Here is a 21,369-nt window from a genome sequence, read left to right on the forward strand (position 1 = left end):
CTCTCCTTCGGGAGGGGCCATTTTCGTGTTCTTGGGGGGTGCGGGGGGCGGAGCCCCCCCGCCTTGGGGTTTGGGGGCGGGAGCCCCCAATGGGGCTGTCCGAGCGGTAGCGAGGGCCTTGCGTTTGGGGGTTAGCGCGGAGGTTGGCGTTTGGGGGTGGTGGTGGGGTCGTCGGAGCGGGTCCAGACGCCGAGGACCATGAGGGTTTTGGTGCCGGTGACGTTGCCGGCTCGGCGGATGTGGTCGATGACCTGCTGGAGGTGTTGCATGTCGCGGACGCGGATGTTGACCAAGGCGTCGGGGTCTCCGGCGGTGGTGTAGATGGCCTGGACTTCGGGGGCGCTGGTGGCGGTGCGGATGATTTCGCTTACGGGGGCGGAGCCGGAGTAGCGGAGTTCGGTGAACGCCTCGATGCCCCAGCCGAGCTTGGCGTAGTCGATCTGGGTGGTGAAGCCGGTGATGACGCCGAGGTCGCGGAGGCGGTCGACGCGGCGTTTGACGGCGGCGACCGAGAGGCCGATGCGCTGGGCCATCTCGGAGAAGGTGCGGCGGGCGTCCTGGCGCAGGAGTTGCAGGATGCGGTGGTCGGTCTCGTCTAGTTCGATCATGGTCGGCCGCCCCTAGCGCGCAAAGGAATCGTTCATGGGCAGGGTATCTGCTGTTTTCTTTGCGTCTTGAGTGTGATTTGTCGGAGTTTGCTTGCGTTCACCCAGGGTGCGTTGTTGTGCTTCGGGTCACAACTGGCTGACCTGGGGAGGTTCGGGTGGACGTCCGGCTTGACGACAAGTACACGGCGCGGGACGGGCGGGTCCTGATCTCGGGCATCCAGGCGCTCGTGCGGCTGACGCTGGAGCAGCGGTGGCTGGACGCGCGGCGCGGGCTCGACACCCGGGTCTTCGTTTCGGGGTATCAGGGTTCGCCCTTGGGCGGGGTCGACCTGGAGATGGGACGGGCCTCGCGGTTCATCGACGAGGCCGGGGTGGTCTTCCAGGCGGGTCTCAACGAGGAGCTGGCCGCCACGGCCGTCGCCGGGACGCAGCTGCTCGGGCAGTTGCCCGGACGCAGGCACGACGGGGTGACCGGGTTCTGGTACGGCAAGAACCCCGGGCTCGACCGGGCCGCGGACGCCATCCGGCACGGGGTGGTCGCCGGGACGTCGGCCAAGGGCGGGGCGGTGGCCTGGATCGGGGACGACCCGGGCAGCAAGTCCTCGACGGTGCCCAGCTCGTGCGAGCCGATGGCGCAGAGCCTGTCGATGCCGCTGCTGGCGCCGGGTTCGGTGGCGGAGATCATCGAGTTCGGGATGCACGCGGTCGCGCTCAGCCGGGCCTCGGGGCTCTGGACGGGGCTGAAGATCGTCTCGGACATCGCCGACGCGTCCACGGTTGTGGATCTCGACGCGCTGGCGTCCGAGATCGCCGGGATTCCCGAATGCACGCGGGCCGACACGCCCCCCGCGACGCTGGTGGGGCCCGCGTCCCTGGACGCCGAGCACGACATGCTCACCCGGCGCCTTGATCTGGCGCGCGACTACGCCCGGAGGACCGGGCTCAACCGGGTGACGTTCGGCGGGGAGTCGGCGACGCTGGGCGTGCTGGCGTCCGGTACCGGTTACGCGGTCGTGCAGCGCGCGCTTGCCGACCTCGGGCTGGACGAGGCCGCGATGGAGGCGCTCGGGCTGCGGCTGATCCGGCTGGGGATGCCGTTCCCGCTGGTGGACGCCGATCTCGCGGACATGACGTCCGGGCTCAGCGAGGTCCTCGTCGTCGAGGACAAGGTTCCCTTTCTCGAAGGACACCTCAAGCAGGCTCTTTACGGCCGTCCGTACGCGCCCGCGATCGTGGGACGGCGCGACGAGGCCGGACGCCCGCTGCTCACGGCGCGGGGCACGCTCGGGGCCGAGGACGTCGCGCGCGCCCTCGCCAAGCGGGTCGGCGAGGACCGGCTGCCCCGTCCCGTCGTCCACCTCAAGCCGAAGGGCGAGGGCGCCGGGCGGCGCTCGCTGCCGATGGTCGCGTCCCGGACGCCGTACTTCTGTTCCGGCTGCCCGCACAACGCGTCCACCCGGACGTCCGACGACACGCTCGTCGGCGTCGGAATCGGCTGCCACGCCATGATCGCGCTGGACGGCGCGGGCCGCGGGAACCAGATCGGGCTGACCCAGATGGGCGGCGAGGGGGCGCAGTGGTTCGGGCTGGCGCCGTTCACCGGTGACAGGCACTTCGTCCAGAACCTCGGGGACGGGACGTTCCACCACTCCGGCTCGCTGGCGATCCGCGCGGCCGTGGCCGCCGGGGTGACGATGACCTACAAGCTGCTCTACAACGACGCCGTGGCGATGACCGGCGGGCAACGGGCTGAGGGACGCCTGGACGTCCCGACCCTCACCCGCCTGCTGGCCCTCGAAGGCGTCCGCCGGGTCGTGGTGACCACCGACGACCCCGCGTCCTACCGCGGCATCGCGCTCGACCCGATCGCGTCCGTCCGGCACCGGGACGACATCCCCGAGGTCGAGAAGGAGCTGTCGGGCGTCGAGGGCGTCACGGTGCTGATCCACGACGACCGGTGCGCGGCGGAGGAGCGGCGGCTGCGCAAGCGCGGCCAGCTGCCGACCCCGGCCGAGAAGGTCGTGATCAACGAGCGGGTCTGCGAGGGATGCGGGGACTGCGGGGACGTCTCCACCTGCCTGTCGGTGCAGCCCGTGGAGACCGAGTTCGGCCGCAAGACGCGCATCCACCAGGCGTCGTGCAACTCCGACTTCAGCTGCCTCAAGGGCGACTGCCCGTCGTTCCTGCTGGTCGAGCCCGGGACGAAGAAGACCAGGGCCGTGCCCCCGCTGCCGGTCGAGCTGACCGAGCCGGCGTTCAGGTTCGCGGGCTCGGACGTCCTGCTGCGGATGCCCGGCGTCGGCGGCACCGGTGTCGTGACCGTCTCGCAGATCCTGCAGATGGCCGCCCACCTGGAGGGACGCCACGCGGCGGGCCTGGAGCAGACGGGTCTGGCGCAGAAGGGCGGCCCGGTGGTCAGCGACCTGCGGATCTCGGGGCGCCCGGTCGAGGGGTCGCTGCGGGCCTCGCGCGGGACGGCCGACGTCCTGCTGGGCTTCGACCTGCTCGGCGCCGCCGCCGAGTCGAACCTGGCCACGGCGCGGGCGGGCCACACGATCGCGGTGATCAACACCGCGGTGGTGCCGACGGCCGCGATGGTCACCGGACGGGTCTCGCTGCCCGGCTCGCCGGACGACGCGCTGGAGCGCATCGAGTCGGTCACCGGCACCTCGGGCAACCTGTACCTGGACGCGCAGGGCCTGTCCGAGGCGCTGTTCGACGATCACATGCCCACCAACATGCTGCTGGTCGGCGCCGCGTTCCAGCACGGCTGCCTGCCGATCGGCGCCGAGGCCGTGGAGCGGGCGATCCGGCTCAACGGCGCGGCCGTGGACAAGAACCTGGCCGCGTTCCGCTGGGGACGGGCCGCCGCGCTCGACCTCAAGGCCGTGCTCGCGGCGGTCGCCCGGCCCAGCCTGCCGGTCGTCCAGATCACCTCGTCGGCGCGGGCGCTGGCGGGGACGGGCGACCTGGAGGAGACGCTGGCGACGCGGGTGGCCGACCTCATCGGCTACCAGGACGAGGAGTACGCCCGCCGCTACGCCGAGGACGTCCGGCGCGTCGCGCGGCTGGCGACCGAGCGCGCGGGCGCCGAGGCGGGCACCCGGATCGGGCGCGCCTACGCCGCGAGCCTGCACAAGCTCATGGCCTACAAGGACGAGTACGAGGTCGCGCGGCTGCACCTGGACCCGGTCGAGCGGGCCCGGCGAGACGAGGAGTACGGCCCGGACGCGTCGGTCTCGGTCATGCTGCACCCGCCCGTCCTGCGCGCGATGGGCGTGAAGCGCAAGATCAGGCTGCGCCGCACGGCGCCGGTGGCGTTCCGCGTCCTGCGGTCGGCCCGGTCGCTGCGGGGCACTTCGCTGGACGTGTTCGGCTACGCCAAGGTGCGGCGGGTGGAGCGCGAGCTCGTCCACGAGTACCGGGGCCTGGTGCGCGACGCGATCGCCCACCTGACGCCCGGCACGGTGGACGCGGTGGCCGACATCGCGGCGCTGCCCGAGGCGATCCGCGGCTACGAGGACATCAAGCTGGCCCGAGTCGAGGAGTACCGGACCCGCGCCCGCACGTCCCTGGCGGCCCTCGCCGCCCGCACACCCGTCGGCACCTGACCCGAGACCCGCCTCGCCTCGTCAGGGTACGGACCCGTTTCCTGGCGAGGCGGCTGCGCCGCCGTTCAGGGCGGGTAGCACCTGTTCGGCGTAGAAGTCGAAGAAGGGCACCTGGTCCGGGCCGATCTGGTTGACGTAGATCTCGTCGTAGCCTGCCTCGACGTAGGCGTTGAGCGCGTCGATGTGGGTCCGCGGGTCGGGGCCGCACGGGACGTCCACCATGTCCTCGGTGACCAGTTCGGCCAGCTGCTCGAAGTGGCGGGGGAGCTGCAGCAGCTGCATGGCCTCCCCGCCGATCATCTCGGTCGGCCAGAGCCGTTTGACTGTGTGGCGCCCTTCGGCCGCGTCGTCGGCCCAGCACACCTTGAGCCCGCCCGCCGTCGGCTTGCCCGCGCCGCCCTCGGCCGCGAAGGTCTTGAGCAGCCCGGCGTCCGGCTGGACGCACATGAATCCGTCGCCGATGCGCGCGGCCAGGCGCGTCGCCTTCTCCCCAAATGCCGAGACGTAGATCGGGGGCGGCCGCTCGGGCAGGGTGTAGAGCCGCGCGGTGTCGAGCGAGTAGTGGGTGCCGCGATGGGTCACCAGACGTCCGGTGAACAGCTCGCGGATGAGGTGGACGGCCTCCTCCAGCATGTCGAGCCTGGTCGCCGCCGACGGCCACGACGGGTCGGTGATGTGCTCGTTCAGCGCCTCTCCGGTGCCGACCCCGAGCCGGAAACGTCCGCCGGTCAGGACGGCGCTGGTCGCGGCGGCCTGCGCGATGATCGCCGGGTGCGTCCGCTGGAGCGGGCAGGTGACGGCCGTGGTGATCGGCAGCGAGGTCGCCTCCGAGAGCGCCCCGATGACCGACCAGACGAACGGGGCCTGACCCTGTTCGTCGAGCCACGGATGGAAGTGGTCGGAGATCCACAGGGCCTCGAATCCCGCCCGCTCGGCCAGCCTGGCCTGGCGGACCAATTCCTTGGGCCCGTGTTCTTCGGTGGACAGGAAATAGCCGAAGGTCGGCATGCGACACGCCCCCGGATCGCTGTTGGCGTCTTTTACCGGGGGACGCTTCCCCCGAGCCGGGGTTGAAACGTGCCCGGCGGTGATTGAAACGTCCCAATCTGGCGCGGAACATGGACACGAACAAGATCCGTTACTCCCGTTCGCGTGATGTTTCCTTTGCCGGTGTCGGCTCGCGGCACAGATTTCGGCAATGATGGACACGCTTTCGGCCGTGAAAGTAGCCATCGTGACCGAGTCGTACCTGCCCCAAGTCAACGGGGTCACCAACTCGGTCTGCCGCGTCATCGAGCACCTCGATACCCATGGCCACGAAACCCTCGTCGTCGCGCCCGGCTGCGAGCCGGCCGACTCCGTGATTCCGGTGCGGGCCGTCAACCTGCCCTTCTACCCCTCGTTCGCGGTCGGGCTCCCCACCCGCCGCGTCACCCGGATCCTGCGCGACTTCGACCCCGACCTCATCCACCTGGCCTCGCCGCTGGTCCTGGGCGCGTCCGGCCTGGCCGCCGCGCGGCGGCTCGACGTCCCGGCCCTGGCGGTCTTCCAGACCGACGTGGCCGGGTTCGCCCGCCAGTACGGCCTGCGCGGCACCGACCCGATCATCTGGGGCTGGCTCCGGCACCTGCACAGCAAGGCCGACCGGACCCTCGCCCCCTCCTCGCCCGTCCTGGAGGAGCTGGAGCGGCGCGGCATCCCCCGGCTGGCCCGCTGGGGACGCGGCGTCGACCGCCGGCGCTTCAACCCCGCCCACCGCTCGGACGGCCTGCGCGCCCGCCTCGCCCCCGGCGGCGAGACGATCATCGGCTACATGGGCAGGCTCGCCGCCGAGAAGCGTCCCGAACTGCTGGCCCGGCTGGCCGACCTGCCCGGCACCCGCCTGGTGGTCGTCGGTGACGGTCCCGAGCTCGACCGGCTCAGGCGCCTGCTGCCGGACGCCGTCTTCACCGGCTTCCGCACCGGTCACGAGCTGGCCGAACTGCTGGCCTGCTTCGACGTCTTCGTCCACACCGGGGCGGACGAGACGTTCTGCCAGGCCGTCCAGGAGGCGCTGGCGTCCGGCGTCCCCGTCGTGGCGCCCGCCGCGGGCGGCCCGCTCGACCTCGTCCAGCCCGGGGCCAACGGGCTGCTGTACGCACCCAACGACGACCGCGACCTGCGCGCGGCGGTGGCGACCATCGCCGGCGACACCGCGATGCGCCTGCGCATGGGCCGGCAGGCCGTCGAGTCCACCCGGGGACGCGACTGGCACACCGTTTGCGAAGACCTCATGTCCCACTACCGAGAACTCCTGTACGGCGCGACCGAGCGACGACGGGTGGAGCGCGCCGCGTGAGCTTCCCTTTTGTCATTTCCATCCACGATGTGGCCCCTTCGACCGCCGAGCCGACCGCCGAGTGGCTGTCGGACCTGGACGAGCGCGGCATCCCCGCCAGCCTGCTGGTGATCCCCGGACCGTTCGCCGGGGGAGCCGCGCTGCCCGAGGCGCCCGACCTGATCGACTACCTGCACGCGGCGGCGGGACGGGGCCACGAGCTGTCCCTGCACGGCTACCTGCACGAAGGCGTGCCGGGCGGTCCCCTGCTGCGCCGGGGCGTGAACCAGGTGATGGCCCGCGGCGCCGGTGAGTTCTGGTCGCTCACCGAGGCCCAGGCCGCCGAGCGCCTGCACGCCGGGCTCGCCGTGCTCAACGAGGCCGGCATGGACGTCGTCGGCTTCACCCCGCCCGGCTGGCTGGCCTCGCCGGGCACCCGGAAGGCGCTCAGCGCGCTCGGCTTCCGCTACTGGACGAGCCAGCTGGCCGTCCACTCCCTGCCGGGCGGGCCCGTCCGGCGCATGGCCGCCCTCTCCCACCGTCCCGGCGGCACCGGCGAGCGCACCGGCGCCCGCCTGATGACCGGGGCCTCCCGCGCCTTCTCCCGGGCGCGGATCCCCTTCCGGATCGCGCTGCACCCCGCCGACCTCACCCGTCCCGGACTCCGCCGCTCCGCACTCGACGCCATCGACACCGCCCTCTCGGCCGGTGGCCGCCCCGTGACCTACGAGACACTGGTGACCGCGTGAGGATCGTCCAGCTGGCCAACCTCTACAGCCCGGTCTCCGGCGGACTCCGCACCGCCGTCGACATGCTCGGAACCGGGTACGCCGCCGCCGGGCACCAGCGCGCCCTGGTCGTCCCCGGCCGCGACTACACCCGCCACCGGCGCGAGAACGGCATGGTCATCACCGTCCCGGGCCCGTCCGTCGCCCCCGGGTACCGGCTGGTGCTCGACCCCCGTCCCGTGCTCCGCGTGCTGAGCGGGCTGCGGCCGGACGTCATCGAGGTCTCCGACAAGGCCACGCTGACCGTCGCCGCCCGCTGGGCCCGCCGCCGCGGCGTCCGGACGGTGCTGTTCTCCCACGAGCGGCTGGACGCGATCCTCTCCCCGCACACCCCCAAATGGTTTCCGCTGGAGGCCACCGCCGACCGGGTCAACCGCCACCTCTCCCAGGCGTTCGACGCGATCGTCGTCACCTCGGCGTTCGCCGCCGCCGAGTTCGCCCGCATCGGGGCGCGCTCGCTGCACCGCGTCCCGCTGGGCGTCGACCTGGACACCTTCCGCCCCCTCCCCGCTCCCGAATGCAGCGCCGTCCGCCTGGTGCATCTGGGCCGCCTGTCGACGGAGAAGCGTCCCGACCTGGCCCTGGCCACCGTGGCCGCGCTCAAGAAGCGCGGCACCGACGTGCATCTCGACCTCGTCGGCGACGGCCCCCTCGGCCCCAAGCTGCGGGCCTGGGCCCGCCGCGAGCGGCTGCCCGTCCATTTCCACGGTCACGTAGGGGACCGCTCCAAGGTCGCCCGCCTGCTCGCCCACGCCGACGTCGCCCTGGCCACCTGCCCCATCGAGTCGTTCGGCCTCGCCGTCCTGGAGGCCCTGGCCTGCGGCACCCCGGTCGTCGCCGCCGACCGAGGCGCCGCCCACGAACTCCTCACCCCGGGCGCGGGCCTGGGCGTGGCCCCCACGGGCCCATCCTTCGCCGACGGCGTCGAACGCGTCCTGAGCCTGCCCCCCGACCACCGCCGCGCCACCGCCCGCACCCGCGCCGAGGGCTACCCCTGGAAGACCACCATCAACGGAATGCTGGACGTCCTCACCCCCCAATAGCGCGGGTCGCCAACGAGGGCGCCGGAAATGGCAAGCGCGGCACGGAGCCTGCGGGTGGCGACCTCGCGTAGGCGTGGCGCGGAGCCTGCGGCCGCGAGCTGGCGTTGGCGTCCCGTGGGCGATGCCATGCGTCCGGCGGGGTCCTTTGATGTGCCGGACGTCAATGGCCGTAGCGGGGGCTGGTGGCGTGCCATTCCTTGCAGCCGCCCATCCAGTTCCAGACGCCGGTGAAGAAGCGCTGGAGCTGGGGGGAGCCCGCGGCGCCCAGCGCGGCGGCCTCGGTCTCGTAGGTGTGCATGAGCTCGTCGTGGATCTCGGCGGTGCGGTCGACGGCCTCCTGGAGCGAGCAGCCCTCCTCGGCGACGATCAGGTTGGGCAGGTTGGTGTCGGTCGGGTCTTCGACGCCCATGGAGTACAGGTCGTTGAGCAGGACGCTGGCCGTCCCGGCGTACAGGTAGGCGCGGCGGACGGCCACCTCGGCGAACTCGTGGGCGGGCAGCTCGTAGCCGCCGACCGGGTCGGTCAGCACCATGCACGGGAAGAACGCGTTCTCGTACCGATGCAGGAGGTACTCCCAGACGGCGGGGGTGCGTGCGGACGCCCGCCATTCGGCCTCCTGGCCGTACCCCACGAACATCACCGCGAGCTCGTGGCGGAGCCGGGCGACCTGGGTGGTCGTGGCGATCTGCGACAGGTAGGCCAGGCTCGACCGGAACGCGCGCAGGACGGGTTCCCGCTGGACGACCTCCTCGAACCGAGGCGTATACCGGGCGGGGAGCCGGACCGGGTCGACCACGGCGTGGGCGAGCGCGAGGCGGGGGCCGAGGAGTTCGGGGTCGGCGTGCTCGCCCTCGTCGACCCAGTGGTCGTCCACGGCCCATTCCGACAGCGCGCACCGGGCGGCGGCGAGCAGCCGTTCGGGATCGTCGCAGTCGGGGTGGCCGAGCATCATCAGATGCCCGAACTGGCAGGAGCGCAGCCGGTCGAGCCGTCCCTCGTAGATGCCGATCTCCTCGGCCCAGCCGACCAGCCGCTCGTTGACCTCCTCGCCCAGCGCCGGGTCGTTGCGGACGGCGTCCGGGCAGTACAGCGGCGGGACGGTGATGCCGGACGGTGGGTCGCCCCGCTCCGCCGCGCCGCCCGGCTCCGCGTTGTCCGCGGTGCCAGGCTCGGACACGGTGGTCGAATCCGCCGCGCCGCGTCCGGACGCGGTGGGTGAGGTCGCCGCGCCGGTCTCGGACAGGGTGGGTGAGCGGGCGATCCGGGCCGCGGACGTGCCGAGGCCGGTCGGCCCGCCGAGGACATGACGGGCCAGGTCGGAGGGGTCGGTGCCCAGACCTGGAATCGCCGTCTCCGAAGAGGAGTCCATGTGCCGGGTCCCTTCCTCAGACGCGGTCGGCGGCGATCAGCAGGTAGTGGAAGCTGCCTCCCCGGTAGGCCTCAAGGAAGGCGTCCTCGATGCCGGTGACCAGGGACGACTGGGCGCGCAGCTCCCAGTAGGGGAGCGTCGCCGCGGTGAGGTCGACCACCGAGATGGGGGTGAGCCGGTTGGCGGCCATCGCCCTGAAGTACTCGCTGCGCGAGTGGATGCCGCACACGTAGTGGGCGTTGATGGTGCTGACGGCCTTGGACGGCAGCCCGTAGACGTCGTTGTAGCAGCCGGTGATGGTCACATAGCGTCCGCCCCGGGCCAGCAGCCGCGAGTGCGCGGCGAACAGGTCGTGCAGATCCACGTACATCGTGGACTCGTTGTTCCAGATCGCCTGGAACGCACCGGCCTCCAGCCCGGTGTCGAGCATGTTGGCCAGGTGGAAGCGCACCTTGTCGCTGACGCCGCGGCGGGCGGCCTGCTCGTTGGCGAAGTCGACCTGCTTGGCCGAGATCGAGACGCCGTCGACCCGGCAGCCGAAACGCTCGTTGGCCATCAGGCTGGTGCCGCCGCGCCCCGACCCGGCGTCCAGGAGCCGATGGTGGGGCTCGATATCGCCGAGATGATCGAGCAGCAGATCGGCCTGCGCGTTCTCCAACCGGTGCATCTCGGCGATCATCGCCTCGTCGCGGGCCCTCTCGTCCGCCACCTCCAGGACCGACCCGTCCACCTCCCCGATGCCGTAGTGGTGGTGGTAGGTCCCGGACACGTCGCCGAGCCTGAGGTTCACCGGGTTGCGCTCGGCGTTCCAATAGTCGGCGACATCGTTCTGGTAGCGGCTGATGACGGCCATGAGACCTCCCCTTCGCACCGGTTCTTCCGGACGAAGGTTAGGGAGAAGCGCCCCGGCCCTTTAAGTAGCCTCTCGACTACAGAAAGCTATCGAAGCGAAAGCACTCTATGACGTCACCCGCTCACAATCCGTGGACGGTGGGCCGCGGCGCCGGGTCAGGCGGGGTCGTAGGCGAGGTTGGGCCGGAGCCAGCGCTCGATTTCGGCCAGGGACATCTCGCGGCGGTCCGCGTAGTCTTCGGTCTGGTCCTTGCCGATGCGGCCCACGGTGAAGTACCGCGAGGACGGGTGGGCGAAGATGAGACCGCTGACGCTGGCGGCGGGGGTCATCGCGTACGACTCGGTGAGGGCCATGCCGAGGTCTTCGGCTCCCAGCAGGTCGAAGAGCGCGCGCTTCTCGCTGTGGTCGGGGCTGGCCGGGTAGCCGAGCGCGGGACGGATGCCCCGGAAGCGTTCGGCGTGCAGGTCTTCGATGGCGGGCGCGGCGTCCGGCTCGAACCAGGCGCGGCGGGCCTCCAGGTGGATGTGCTCGGCGAACGCCTCGGCGAGGCGGTCGGCCAGGGCCTTGACCATGATGGCGCGGTAGTCGTCGTGGACGGCCTCGTAGGTGGCGGCCAGGTCTTCGGCGCCGTGGATGGTCACCGCGAACCCGCCCAGGTGGTCGCCCTCGGGGGCGATGTAGTCGGCCAGGCAGCGGTTGGGGCGGCCCTCGGGCTTGGCGGTCTGCTGGCGGAGCATCGGCAGGCGCAGGTCGTCCAGCACGATGTCGTCGCCCTCGGAGCGGGCGGGCCAGAAGCCGTAGGTGCCGCGCGCCTCGAAGAGGTTCTTCTCGATGATCTCGTCGAGGAGGGTGTTGGCGTCGTCGAACAGCTCGCGGGCCACCGGCTGGTCGAGGATCGCGGGGTACTTGCCCTTCAGCTCCCAGGCCAGGAAGAGGAACTGCCAGTCGATCATCTCGCGGAGCTCGGTCAGGGTGGGCGAGACGGTGCGGACGCCGGTGAACTCGGGGACGGGCAGGTCGGCGAAGTCGACGCGTTCGGGGTTCGCGCGGGCCTTGTCGATGGGGAGCAGGGGACTGCGGCGCTTGGACTCGTGCTGCTCGCGCAGCCGCTGCTGGTCGGCGCGGTTGGTCTTGTCGAGCTCCTCGGCGCGGTCGGCGTCCAGCAGGTTGGACACGACGCCGACGACGCGGGACGCGTCCAGGACGTGCACCGTCGTCTTCTCGTAGGCGGGGGCGATGCGGACGGCGGTGTGCTGGCGCGAGGTGGTGGCGCCGCCGACGAGCAGGGGCAGCTTGAGGCCCCGGCGCTGCATCTCGGACGCGACGGTGACCATCTCGTCCAGGGACGGGGTGATCAGGCCGGACAGGCCGATGGCGTCCGCGCCCTCCGCGACCGCGGTGTCGAGGATCTTGGCGGCGGGGACCATCACGCCCAGATCGATGACCTCGTAGTTGTTGCACCCGAGGACGACGCCGACGATGTTCTTGCCGATGTCGTGGACGTCGCCCTTGACCGTGGCGAGCACGACCTTGCCGTTGCCCCGATCGGAGCCGACATCACCGGCCAGGCGCGCCCGCTCCTTCTCGGCCTCCATGTACGGCTCGAGGTAGGCGACCGAGCGCTTCATCACGCGCGCGCTCTTGACGACCTGCGGCAGGAACATCTTGCCCGCGCCGAACAGGTCGCCGACGATCTTCATGCCGTCCATCAGCGGACCCTCGATGACCTCCAGGGGACGCGGCGCCTTCTGCCGCGCCTCCTCGGTGTCGTCCTCGATGTAGTCGACGATGCCGTGCACCAGCGCGTGGGCCAGCCGCTTCTCGACCGGGGCCTCGCGCCAGGACAGGTCGACCGTGCGGCGTGTGCCCGAGCCGCTCACCGTCTCGGCGAAGGTGACCAGCCGGTCGGTGGCGTCCTCGCGGCGGTCGAACAGGACGTCCTCGACCAGTTCGAGCAGGTCGGCGGGGATGTTCTCGTAGACCGCGAGCTGGCCCGCGTTCACGATGCCCATGTCGAGCCCGGCCTTGACGGCGTGGAACAGGAACGCCGAGTGCATCGCCTCGCGGACCACGTCGTTGCCGCGGAAGGAGAACGACAGGTTGGAGATGCCGCCGCTGGTCAGCGCGCCGGGGCAGCGCTCCTTGATCTGCGGCAGCGCGTCGATGAACGCCTTGGCGTACCCGTTGTGCTCGGAGATCCCGGTCGCGACCGCCAGGACGTTCGGGTCGAAGATGATGTCGCCCGGCTCGAACCCGGCCTGCTGGACGAGCAGGTCGTACGCGCGCGCGCAGATCTCGACCTTGCGCTCGGTGGTGTCGGCCTGGCCCTTCTCGTCGAAGGCCATGACGACCACGCCCGCGCCGTAGTCGCGGATGCGCCGGGCCTGCTCCAGGAACGGGCCCTCGCCCTCCTTCAGGCTGATCGAGTTGACCACGCCCTTGCCCTGGACGCACTTGAGCCCGGCCTCCAGCACGCTCCACCGCGAGCTGTCGACCATGATCGGGATCCGGGCCACCTCGGGCTCGGTCGCGATCAGGTTCAGGAACGTCGTCATGGCCTTCTCGCTTTCGAGAAGGTCGGCGTCCATGTTCACGTCGAGCAGGTTGGCGCCGCCGCGGACCTGTTCGAGCGCGACGTCGACGGCCGCCTGGTGGTTGTCGCCCTCCACCAGCCGGCGGAACTTGGCCGAGCCGGTGACGTTGGTCCGCTCGCCGATCATGACGAAGCCGGTGTCGGCGCCGATCTCGAACGGCTCCAGCCCGCTGAAGCGGGCTCGGGGGCGCCGTGCCGGGACCTCGCGCGGCGCCAATCCGTCCACGGCCTTGGCGATCTCGGCGATGTGGGCGGGGGAGGTGCCGCAGCAGCCGCCGACGACGTTGACCGTCCCCTCGGTGGCGAACTCGCGCAGGAGCCGGCCGATCTCCTCGGGGGTCTGGTCGTAGCCGCCGAACGCGTTCGGCAGGCCCGCGTTGGGGTGGCAGGCCGTGTAGGTGCCGGCCAGCCCCGAGAGCTCGACGACGTGGGGCCGCAGTTCCTCGGCGCCCATGGCGCAGTTCACCCCGACGACCAGCGGTTCGGCATGCTCGATCGAGCTCCAGAACGCCTCGACGGTCTGCCCGGACAGCGTCCGCCCGCTCAGGTCGACGATCGTCACCGAGATCCACAGCGGCAGCTCGGGCGCGACCTCGCGCGCGGCGGTGATCGCGGCCTTGGCGTTGAGCGTGTCGAAGATCGTCTCGATCAGCAGCACGTCGACGCCGCCGTCGGCCAAGGCCCTGATCTGCTCGGCGTAGGACTCCTTGACCTGGTCGTAGGTCACGGCCCTGAACGCCGGGTCCTCCACCCGGGGGGACAACGACAGCGTGACGTTCAGCGGGCCGATCGAACCGGCGACGAACCGTCCGCCGAACTCGTCGGCGGCCTGGCGTGCCAGCCCGGCCGCCTTCAGGTTCATCTCCCGCGCCATCGACTCCAGGCCGTAGTCGGCCTGGCCGATGCTCGTCGCGGTGAAGGTGTTGGTGGTGGTGATGTCGGCGCCCGCGGCCAGGTACTGGCGGTGGATGTCGAGGACGACGTCCGGACGGGTGATGTTCAGCAGGTCGGGGTCGCCGGTGACGTCCCGGGAATGGTTTTCGACCCGATAGTCGTCTGGCGTCAGCCCTGCGCCCTGGAGCATCGTGCCCCACGCGCCGTCGAGCACCACGACCTTGCGGCCGAACAACTCGCGGAGCTCGCTGCCATGATCGTTAACCATCGGGTCACCTCCCGTTGTGGGAGGCGCCCTTGCAGTCCGGTGCAGGCCGAGCGTGGCGGGCCAAGCCCGTTGCAGCGCCTCTCGACCTGAGTTCCGAGACTACCGAAAACCTCCGTCACCTGAAACGGCCATGGGCACGCCGGAACGGCCCATGGACCGGTCTCGCTCAGCCCAGGAACGAACGCACGGCGTCGATCACCACCTCGGGCTGCTCCTCGGGGATGTAGTGCCCGCAGTCGGTGACCTCGGTCACCTCCACCCGCGTGCCCTTCGAGGGCAGGACCTCCTTCAGGAAGGGATAGTTCGCCTGGCCGCCGAGTGCCAGGATCGGCGCGGTCACCTTCGGGTAGGCGCGCGCGTCGACGATGTCGCGGTTGAACGCCTGGTACCAGCGGTTGCCCGCCCGGACGGCGTCGGCGGTGGAGTACGCCCGGGTGTAGATCTCGCGCGAGCGTTCGTCGATCGAGCCCGGGTCGTGCGCCTGGCGTTCGAAGAGCCAGTCGACCAGCAGCCGCGTCCGGCCGTCCAGCAGGCGTTCGGGCAGGCCGCGCACCTGGTTGAAGGCGAACCACCACAGGTAGACGCGCGCGCCGAACCCGATGTCGGAGTCGACGTGCTGGTCGGGCTCGGGCAGCAGCCGCATCGCCGACCAGTTCTCGTCGGGATGCGGGACGTCCAGCAGGACGATCTTCTCGACCGCGTCCGGATGGTTGGCCGCGAACGCGAAGGCGACCATCGCCCCGATGTCGTGCCCGGCGACGCTGACGCGGCCAAGCCCCAGATGCCGGGTCAGCTCGCGGATGTCGAGCGCCATCGTCTTCTTGTCATAACCGCCCTCGGGCTTGGACGAGCCGCCCATGCCCCGCAGATCGACGGCGATCACCCGGTACCGGCGGGCCAGCGCGGGCATGACCTTGTGCCACTGCCACCAGGTCTGCGGCCACCCGCCCAGCAGCAGGAGCGGCTCGCCCTCACCGCCGGTGACGTAGTGCAGGCGGACGCCGTTGACGTCGGCATGGCGGCTGGAGAAGCCGCCGTCGAGCGACGCGGCCAGACCGGCGTCGGAAGCAAGCACGTCCAAGAAGGACTCCCTAGATCGTTCGACCATACGATTTTTTCGTACGATCGAACCGTACGAGATGTTCGTACGAAACGCAAACTCGCCGCCGAGGAGTCGATACGAGACCCGCGTACAGTGGAACGATGCCCGTCCTGCACCATCCGTCCACCGAGGAGATCGAGCTCGTGGACGTCCTCGCGGCCCTCGGCCACCCGGTCCGCCTGGAGATCGCCCAGGCCCTCGCGTCCGGCGAGGAGCGCTTCTGCGGCGAGATTCTCCCCGACGAGTCCCGGTCGAGCATGACCCACCACTGGCGCGCCCTACGCGAGAGCGGCGTCATCTACCAGCGCCGATCGGGCCGCAAGCTCTACCTGACCCTCCGCCGCGGCGACCTGGACGTCCGCTTCCCCGGCCTCCTGGATCTGGTCCTGGACCACCACCACCGCCCCGGCGCGAAGTAACCTGCGGCGCGTGAGCGATCAACTTCTGGCGGAAGCCCACCGCTTCCTCGCCTGGGCGCGGGAACGGGGCGCCCGCCTGGACGGCACCGACGAGAGCGTCTGGTTCGTCCAGGGCGTCCTCGAATCCATGGCCGACGACCCCGACGAAGACCCGTCCTTCCGGGCCGTGAAATGCCTGGGCTACTCGGTCTATCTCGCCGAACTCCTGGCCGACACCTGTACCGGCGTCGAGCGCGTCATCGACGGCGAGGGCATGGGCCTGAACGAGGTGCTCGCCGTCCGCGAGGGCGGGGCCATGCAGTTCACGCTCACCTGGGTCCAGCGCTGCCTCGACGACCCGAAGAGCGACAACATCGTCTTCAAGTACGCCGGGGCCCTGCGCGACTTCGGCGAGCACGAACGCTCAAAAGCGCTCAACGCCGAACTCCGCGAGGCGACCAAGCACTAAACGCTCTCCAGCCCGCCCGACTGCAAGTAGACCTCCCCCTCCGCCCCGCCCCAGTCACTCATGTCGCCCGCGACGCATCCCGTCACCATGGCCGGGGTGCCGAGGCGACCTGCGTCCGCCCGCCACTCGACTCGGCCCCCGAAGACGTGCCGAAGAGCGGACACCCGTCACCACCCCAAACCACCGCAGCTCAAACGCGCCCGCTCAGCGATGTCGCTTTCCAGCCAGCACCCGCGGCCAAGGCCATCCCGCGGCCCGCCCCCACCGTCCAGCGAGGGTGTGACCGCGCCTTGGGCCGGTCCATAGATGATTCATGGCGATTCAACCACGGCGAAACTCACCGTTCGGGCGACCGGAAGTGGCCGTTGACATGCGGCTTTATCGAGGCTTCCCTCAAAGCAGGGCACGTCTGGGTGATGGGTGATTCAAATTGATTCACAAGGAATCGTGGACGAGAAGGGACGCCGGGTGGCTGAACCTGACCGAACGGGACCGCCGAGCAGTCAGCGTCGGCTCGCCGTCGAGCTGCGTCGGCTCCGCGATCTCGCCGGGGTGTCGGGGCGGGAGCTGGCCGATCGGATCGGCATCAGCCAGTCCAAGGTGTCGCGCATCGAGTCGGGCCTGACCCTGCCCACCGCGCCCGAGGTGTCCGCCTGGTCGGCGGCCGTCAACGCGTCCCCCGACACGGCGGCGCTTCTCGAAGCGCTGACCGAGGTGGCCTTCACCGAGGTGCATCGCTGGTCGCAGACGCTGCGGGGCCGCCCGCACCTTCAGGGCGACATCCAGGAGGTGGAGAGCGCGTCGCAACGGGTCATGGTCTTCGAGAACGCGATCGTCCCGGGGCTCCTCCAGACCGCCGAGTACGCCCGCCGCGTCTTCGCCTTCTTCGCGCCGGACGGCACCGAGGCGGACCTGTCGGCCGCTGTGGCGGGACGGCTCGACCGGCAGCTCGCCCTCTTCGACCAGGCCCGCCGCTTCGAATTCCTGATCACCGAGGCGGCGCTGCGGTGGCGTCCCGGTCCCGCCCGCCTGCTGCTGGCGCAGCTCGACCGGATCGCGTCACTGGCCACGCTCGACAACGTGACGATCGGGCTGCTCCCTCATGCCGCCGAGGCCGTCACCTATGTACCACACGGATTCGCCTTGTTCGATCTTCGCGACGACTCGCGAGCGGGCCGCGGCGAGACCATCGCGATGGTCGAGACCGTGCACGCCAATCTCACCGTCAATGACGCGGAGAGCGTCACGCGCTATCGCCGGAAGTGGTGTTCGTTGGCCACGTCCGCCCGATACGGCGACGATATCCGTCCCTTTCTCGACGTGCTCGCCGCCGAACTGAGAGCAGTGGGACGATGACGGTGACCGCTCGGGAGACGCGAGGGCCTTTCGGCCCTCGCGCCCCTGCCTCATCAGGCGGATCCGACCCAGGTCAGTGCGAGCCGCACGGCTCGGTGGACGGACTGGACGACGTGCTCACGCAGCCACGTGCCCCGCCCCTCACGCACCCGTCGGCGGAAGTCCGCGTACTCCTTCCGGCTGAAGACGAGCCCGGGCTGGAACGGGTTCTTGGAATCCCTGATGACGACGGCCCCGGCGACACGCTCGACGATGACGCAGCCCCCGCCGTCACACCGGAAATCGAACTCCGGCATTTCGTTGGTCTTTCCCATCGCTTTTCCCTTCTCTGAGGTTTCGCGCTTCTTGCGCTGACACCAGATTCCGGGGCGCACCTCCGCTGCGAGTCCGCCGCCGATCCGCCCTCGGCCCGCTCGCGGTCCGTTTTTTGTCCGCCGTCCATCCGTCCATCCGTCCACCGAACCGCTGCGCGTACGCACACGACGCGTGAGGAGGCAGTGATGAAATACCAGGTCCTCGGCCCTGTCACAGCCCTGCTGGGCGAGCGGAGGCTCGACTTCCAGCAGAAATGCCAGCACCTGCTCGCGGTCCTGGTGCTGGAGCGCGGTCAGCCGGTCTCGCGGCAACGGCTGGCCGAGATCCTCTGGGACGAGCCCGACCCGCTCGGCCGGGACACCCGGCTGACCCGGATAGTCAGTGACCTTCGGCAACGACTCCGCTTGGCCGTCCCTGGGTCACCCGATCCAGTGCCGACCACGGGCGACGCCTACAAGCTGGTGATGCGTTCAGAGGAATCCGACCTGGATCGTTTCCGGGGCAAAGCCGCGAAGGCGAAGGGCCTGGACGGGGACGCGGCGATTCAGATGATGGACGATGCCTTGGCCGAATGGACCGAGGGTCACGGTCTGTATGGCCGACCGTTGGCGGGCCTCCCCGGCTCCTGGGCCGAAAGCAACCGGGAGAAGCTGCGGCTCGAGCACCGTGACGCTCACCTCTTCCGGCTGGAGCGCATCGCCCGGAACGGCGGCTACGAGCAGGTGGCCGGGGAATGCCGCATGCTCGACGACAACGCCGACGCCCTGCTCGATGAGGCGTTCGTGGCCACTTGGATGTTCACGGCTTACCGCGTCGGAGGGCCCGAGACCCCGCTCAGCGTTTTCCGCCGGGCCCGGGAGCGCTCCGAGCGCTGTCTTGAACGGCCGGTCAGCCATCAACTCACCGACCTGGCCCGGCGCATCGAGGACCACGACCCCGAGTTGAACGGGCACCGGGACCTCGCCCTCGCGCCGCTCCCCGCCTCGTCCCCGGGAAGCGCCCACCCCCTCACTTCCGTCGCAGGACCGACAGAGGAGACGACGACCATGAGCGAGCGGAACGACCGTCCGATCTTCCACAACGTGGACTCGACCATCGGCGCGCAGGCCAAGGACTTCAACGAGAAGGTCACCATCAATCTCGGCGTCGCGCCCAAGAAGAAGGAGTCGGAGCGGAGTGAGCGACCGCAGGACGACACCGACGGGACGGCATCGTGAGCGATCAGAAGGTTCCTCCCAGGGACGACCCGGAGCTCAGGTTCTCCAGCACCGATGGGACGGTCGGTGCGCAGGGCGTCTTCAACGACGAGGTCACCATCTACGTGGCCGAGCCGGACGATCCGCCGGAGCGGCGGCTTTGGGTCGCCAAGAACTACCTCACCTCCAAGATCCCCCTTCCGGCTCAGGACCTGCTGATGTCGATCATCGGTGAGGGGTACCGGACCGGCGAGGCCGCCTATTACTGGATGCTCGCGATACTGAGCGGCAAGGCGCTGGCCGACCTGGACTCCGAGGCCCGCCAACGGCTTCAGAGTGCCTGGGAGCAGGCGGGTCAGAGCCGTGACGGCTGGTTCACCGCGGCGAAGGTGATCAAAGATCTGGTCGTGCTGCTCCAGGGGCCCCAGGGTGACGCGGCGAGGACGGCGAGGATGGACCAGATCCTGGCCTCGTTCGATGATCTGCCCGAGGCGCGTCGCGAGGAGATCCGCCGCCACTTGGACACCTTGTTCACCACCGGGCTGCGGCGGCAGTTCGAGCACGCGCACGCGGAACGGGTCCGCGACCAGAGGCTCGCGAACGAGCGCGGTAAAAGGGTGCCGAAGTTCTTCGAACCGGTTCCCCACCCGCCGCAGAGCACTTTGTCGCCGCGCCCCGCGCTCCGCCCGTTCCAAACGGTGTTCTTCACGGGCGCCGTCGTCATGGGCACGACGGGCGTCGCGTGGGGTGAGGCTTTGTCCCTTGGGCACGGTGGCCCTGTGGCGTTGGCGCTGGCAGTCTCGGCGTTCGGATGCGTATCGGTGCTCGCCTGGTTCGCGCCTGTCCGTTTCCCGGCGCGTTTCTCCCCATGGCAGGACGATCCGGCGCCCGAAACGAGCGACACCATGGCCGCCGCCGTCAAACGAGTCTTCGAGCGCGTCCGGCGGGACGGGGCCGACGGCGAGAGCACGGAGGGATGGACCGCGACGACACGGACTCTCCGTGCGGCGCTGGCCAGGGAGTACGCGAGCGTTTACGGCAGCCCCAAGGTCCCGCCGGGCGGCGTCGACTACCTGATCAAGAGACATGCCAAGGACGCCTGGAAACGCTTCCGGGCCGAGACGCTCGTCATCCGGCCGAGAGCCGCGGTGCTGTTCGACTTCGCGGCCGTCGCCCTCGCGGCCACGGCGCTCGGTACCGTGATCGAGATCGTTCTCGCCGATCCGGCCCGTGCGACCGGCCCGCTCGGTCTCACCTTCTGCGCCGTGCTGCTGCTTCCGGCAAGCCGCGGGGATGTCTTCCTCGTCCGGCTGCTGCACAGGAACGGCGAGCGGGTCTCGGCGGCACGGCGGCTGCGGGTCGAGGAAAGGCTGTACCAGGAGCGGCTGGACGAACTGGCCGACCGGCCCGAAGACACCGAGATGGCCCGCTGGTTGGACGACGACAAGCATTACTTCCGCAGTCTGGTGCTGAACCAGTACGGCATGGAGAGCGAGGAGGTCATCGCCGAGGCGATGCTCAGTGAGCCGGCGCCGGGTGCCCGCCGGTCGCGGGTCCGCCGCGGTCCCTGGCGCTACTCGGCCTACATCGTGTGGGTCTACCTGCTCACCAACCTCGGGGTCCGGCAGATCGCCGTCCACTTGGACTTCGCCAGCGGGACGCTGAGCAATCAGCGGCGGACGTCGTTCCGCTACGACGCGGTCGCCTCGGCGAGCATCATCGAGATCGGGATCTGCTTCGACGAGAACGGACGGGGAGTTCTCCCGGCGAATAAGCGCAAACGGCGCCAGGCGGGGCCAGACACCGTAGGGGAGGCGTCGCCGGATGCCGAAGCCGAGGAGAAGCCGGGGCCGAAGCCGAATTCGGGCACGGGTCCGGAACCCGTGATGCTGCAGCTGTTCCGCCTAGTGCTGATCAACCGGCAGCGATTCGACGTGACCGTGGAGCAGCTCGCCGAGGTGGACGAGTCCCTGGGCGACGACATGATCTACCTGCGGCGTCTGGCCCTGGATGACACGGGCGTCAGCAGCGCTCTGCGGATTCTGGAGCAGGTGGCCGCCGAAGGAGGCGATTGGGTGCGTCACGCCAAGATGCGCGCCGAACAGATAATCCTCTAGGCCGTTGCCGGCGAAGGCCCGGAAGTGTTCGTGCTTGCGGGCCTTGCCGCTTGTCGCGATGAGGCTGAGCGT

At 70.4% G+C, this 21,369-nt stretch carries 16 protein-coding genes and 1 riboswitch; of the genes, 9 read left to right on the plus strand and 7 right to left on the minus strand.

The features are described from left to right. Positions 1–131 precede the first annotated feature (131 nt). Positions 132–608, minus strand: coding sequence for an Lrp/AsnC family transcriptional regulator (locus ACQPY4_RS02655; RefSeq protein WP_433332005.1), 477 nt, complete (start codon positions 606–608; stop codon positions 132–134). A gap of 155 nt (positions 609–763) precedes the next feature. On the opposite strand from ACQPY4_RS02655, the gene ACQPY4_RS02660 reads away from it, so the two are divergent. After that, positions 764–4,219 carry an indolepyruvate ferredoxin oxidoreductase family protein gene (locus tag ACQPY4_RS02660; RefSeq protein WP_433332007.1) on the plus strand — a complete coding sequence of 1,152 codons (3,456 nt, stop codon included), beginning with the start codon at positions 764–766 and terminating at the stop codon, positions 4,217–4,219. Positions 4,220–4,240: 21 nt separating this feature from the next. Here the strand turns inward: ACQPY4_RS02660 and ACQPY4_RS02665 are convergent, their stop codons facing one another. Further along, positions 4,241–5,227: a TIGR03557 family F420-dependent LLM class oxidoreductase gene (locus ACQPY4_RS02665; protein ID WP_433332009.1), complete on the minus strand. Its 987-nt coding sequence runs from the start codon at positions 5,225–5,227 to the stop codon at positions 4,241–4,243. Positions 5,228–5,438: 211 nt separating this feature from the next. On the opposite strand from ACQPY4_RS02665, the gene ACQPY4_RS02670 reads away from it, so the two are divergent. The 3 genes from ACQPY4_RS02670 to ACQPY4_RS02680 are packed head-to-tail and all read left to right on the plus strand — an operon-like array spanning position 5,439 to position 8,367. Continuing rightward, a complete protein-coding gene (locus ACQPY4_RS02670) occupies positions 5,439–6,557 on the plus strand; it encodes a glycosyltransferase family 4 protein (RefSeq protein ID WP_433332011.1) in 1,119 nt (372 codons plus the stop codon). Next, positions 6,554–7,285, plus strand: coding sequence for a DUF2334 domain-containing protein (locus tag ACQPY4_RS02675; protein WP_433332013.1), 732 nt, complete (start codon positions 6,554–6,556; stop codon positions 7,283–7,285). The genes ACQPY4_RS02670 and ACQPY4_RS02675 overlap by 4 nt, the downstream gene beginning before the upstream one ends. Next, complete coding sequence (locus tag ACQPY4_RS02680) at positions 7,282–8,367, plus strand: glycosyltransferase (RefSeq protein ID WP_433332015.1); 1,086 nt, start codon at positions 7,282–7,284, stop codon at positions 8,365–8,367. The genes ACQPY4_RS02675 and ACQPY4_RS02680 overlap by 4 nt, the downstream gene beginning before the upstream one ends. Positions 8,368–8,527: 160 nt before the next feature. Here the strand turns inward: ACQPY4_RS02680 and ACQPY4_RS02685 are convergent, their stop codons facing one another. The 4 genes from ACQPY4_RS02685 to ACQPY4_RS02700 all read right to left on the minus strand — a co-directional run bounded on the left by ACQPY4_RS02685 (position 8,528) and on the right by ACQPY4_RS02700 (position 15,419). Continuing rightward, the gene (locus tag ACQPY4_RS02685) at positions 8,528–9,736 is read right to left on the minus strand and encodes a family 2 encapsulin nanocompartment cargo protein terpene cyclase (protein WP_433332017.1); all 1,209 of its coding nucleotides are present in this window, start codon (positions 9,734–9,736) and stop codon (positions 8,528–8,530) included. A gap of 16 nt (positions 9,737–9,752) precedes the next feature. After that, entirely contained in the window at positions 9,753–10,589 is an 837-nt protein-coding gene (locus ACQPY4_RS02690; RefSeq protein WP_433332019.1) for a geranyl diphosphate 2-C-methyltransferase, read from the minus strand. Positions 10,590–10,744: 155 nt separating this feature from the next. Next, positions 10,745–14,344 (minus strand): methionine synthase, encoded by a 3,600-nt coding sequence (gene metH, locus ACQPY4_RS02695; RefSeq protein WP_433332021.1) that lies wholly within the window; start codon positions 14,342–14,344, stop codon positions 10,745–10,747. A 14-nt stretch (positions 14,345–14,358) separates the two neighbouring features. Then, a riboswitch (S-adenosyl-L-homocysteine riboswitch) is annotated at positions 14,359–14,433 on the minus strand. A gap of 77 nt (positions 14,434–14,510) precedes the next feature. Continuing rightward, the gene (locus tag ACQPY4_RS02700; RefSeq protein WP_433338776.1) at positions 14,511–15,419 is read right to left on the minus strand and encodes an alpha/beta fold hydrolase; all 909 of its coding nucleotides are present in this window, start codon (positions 15,417–15,419) and stop codon (positions 14,511–14,513) included. Positions 15,420–15,547: 128 nt separating this feature from the next. Between ACQPY4_RS02700 and ACQPY4_RS02705 the strand changes: the two genes are divergently transcribed. The 3 genes from ACQPY4_RS02705 to ACQPY4_RS02715 all read left to right on the plus strand — a co-directional run bounded on the left by ACQPY4_RS02705 (position 15,548) and on the right by ACQPY4_RS02715 (position 17,669). Continuing rightward, positions 15,548–15,865 carry an ArsR/SmtB family transcription factor gene (locus ACQPY4_RS02705; RefSeq protein WP_433332023.1) on the plus strand — a complete coding sequence of 106 codons (318 nt, stop codon included), beginning with the start codon at positions 15,548–15,550 and terminating at the stop codon, positions 15,863–15,865. 10 nt (positions 15,866–15,875) lie between these two features. After that, on the plus strand, positions 15,876–16,313 hold the full coding sequence (locus tag ACQPY4_RS02710; RefSeq protein WP_433332025.1) for a hypothetical protein: 438 nt from the start codon (positions 15,876–15,878) through the stop codon (positions 16,311–16,313). A 468-nt stretch (positions 16,314–16,781) separates the two neighbouring features. Further along, positions 16,782–17,669: a helix-turn-helix domain-containing protein gene (locus ACQPY4_RS02715; protein WP_433332027.1), complete on the plus strand. Its 888-nt coding sequence runs from the start codon at positions 16,782–16,784 to the stop codon at positions 17,667–17,669. A gap of 53 nt (positions 17,670–17,722) precedes the next feature. Here ACQPY4_RS02715 and ACQPY4_RS02720 read toward each other — a convergent pair whose 3' ends face one another. Beyond that, positions 17,723–17,983: a DUF397 domain-containing protein gene (locus ACQPY4_RS02720; RefSeq protein ID WP_433332029.1), complete on the minus strand. Its 261-nt coding sequence runs from the start codon at positions 17,981–17,983 to the stop codon at positions 17,723–17,725. Positions 17,984–18,169: 186 nt separating this feature from the next. Here ACQPY4_RS02720 and ACQPY4_RS02725 point away from each other — a divergent pair, with 186 nt between their 5' ends. After that, entirely contained in the window at positions 18,170–19,201 is a 1,032-nt protein-coding gene (locus tag ACQPY4_RS02725) for an AfsR/SARP family transcriptional regulator (protein WP_433332031.1), read from the plus strand. A gap of 104 nt (positions 19,202–19,305) precedes the next feature. After that, positions 19,306–21,297: a hypothetical protein gene (locus tag ACQPY4_RS02730; protein WP_433332033.1), complete on the plus strand. Its 1,992-nt coding sequence runs from the start codon at positions 19,306–19,308 to the stop codon at positions 21,295–21,297. The last annotated feature ends 72 nt before the right edge of the window (positions 21,298–21,369 follow it).

The sequence above is a fragment of the Spirillospora sp. CA-294931 genome, from assembly GCF_050946795.1.
Classification (GTDB): domain Bacteria; phylum Actinomycetota; class Actinomycetes; order Streptosporangiales; family Streptosporangiaceae; genus Spirillospora.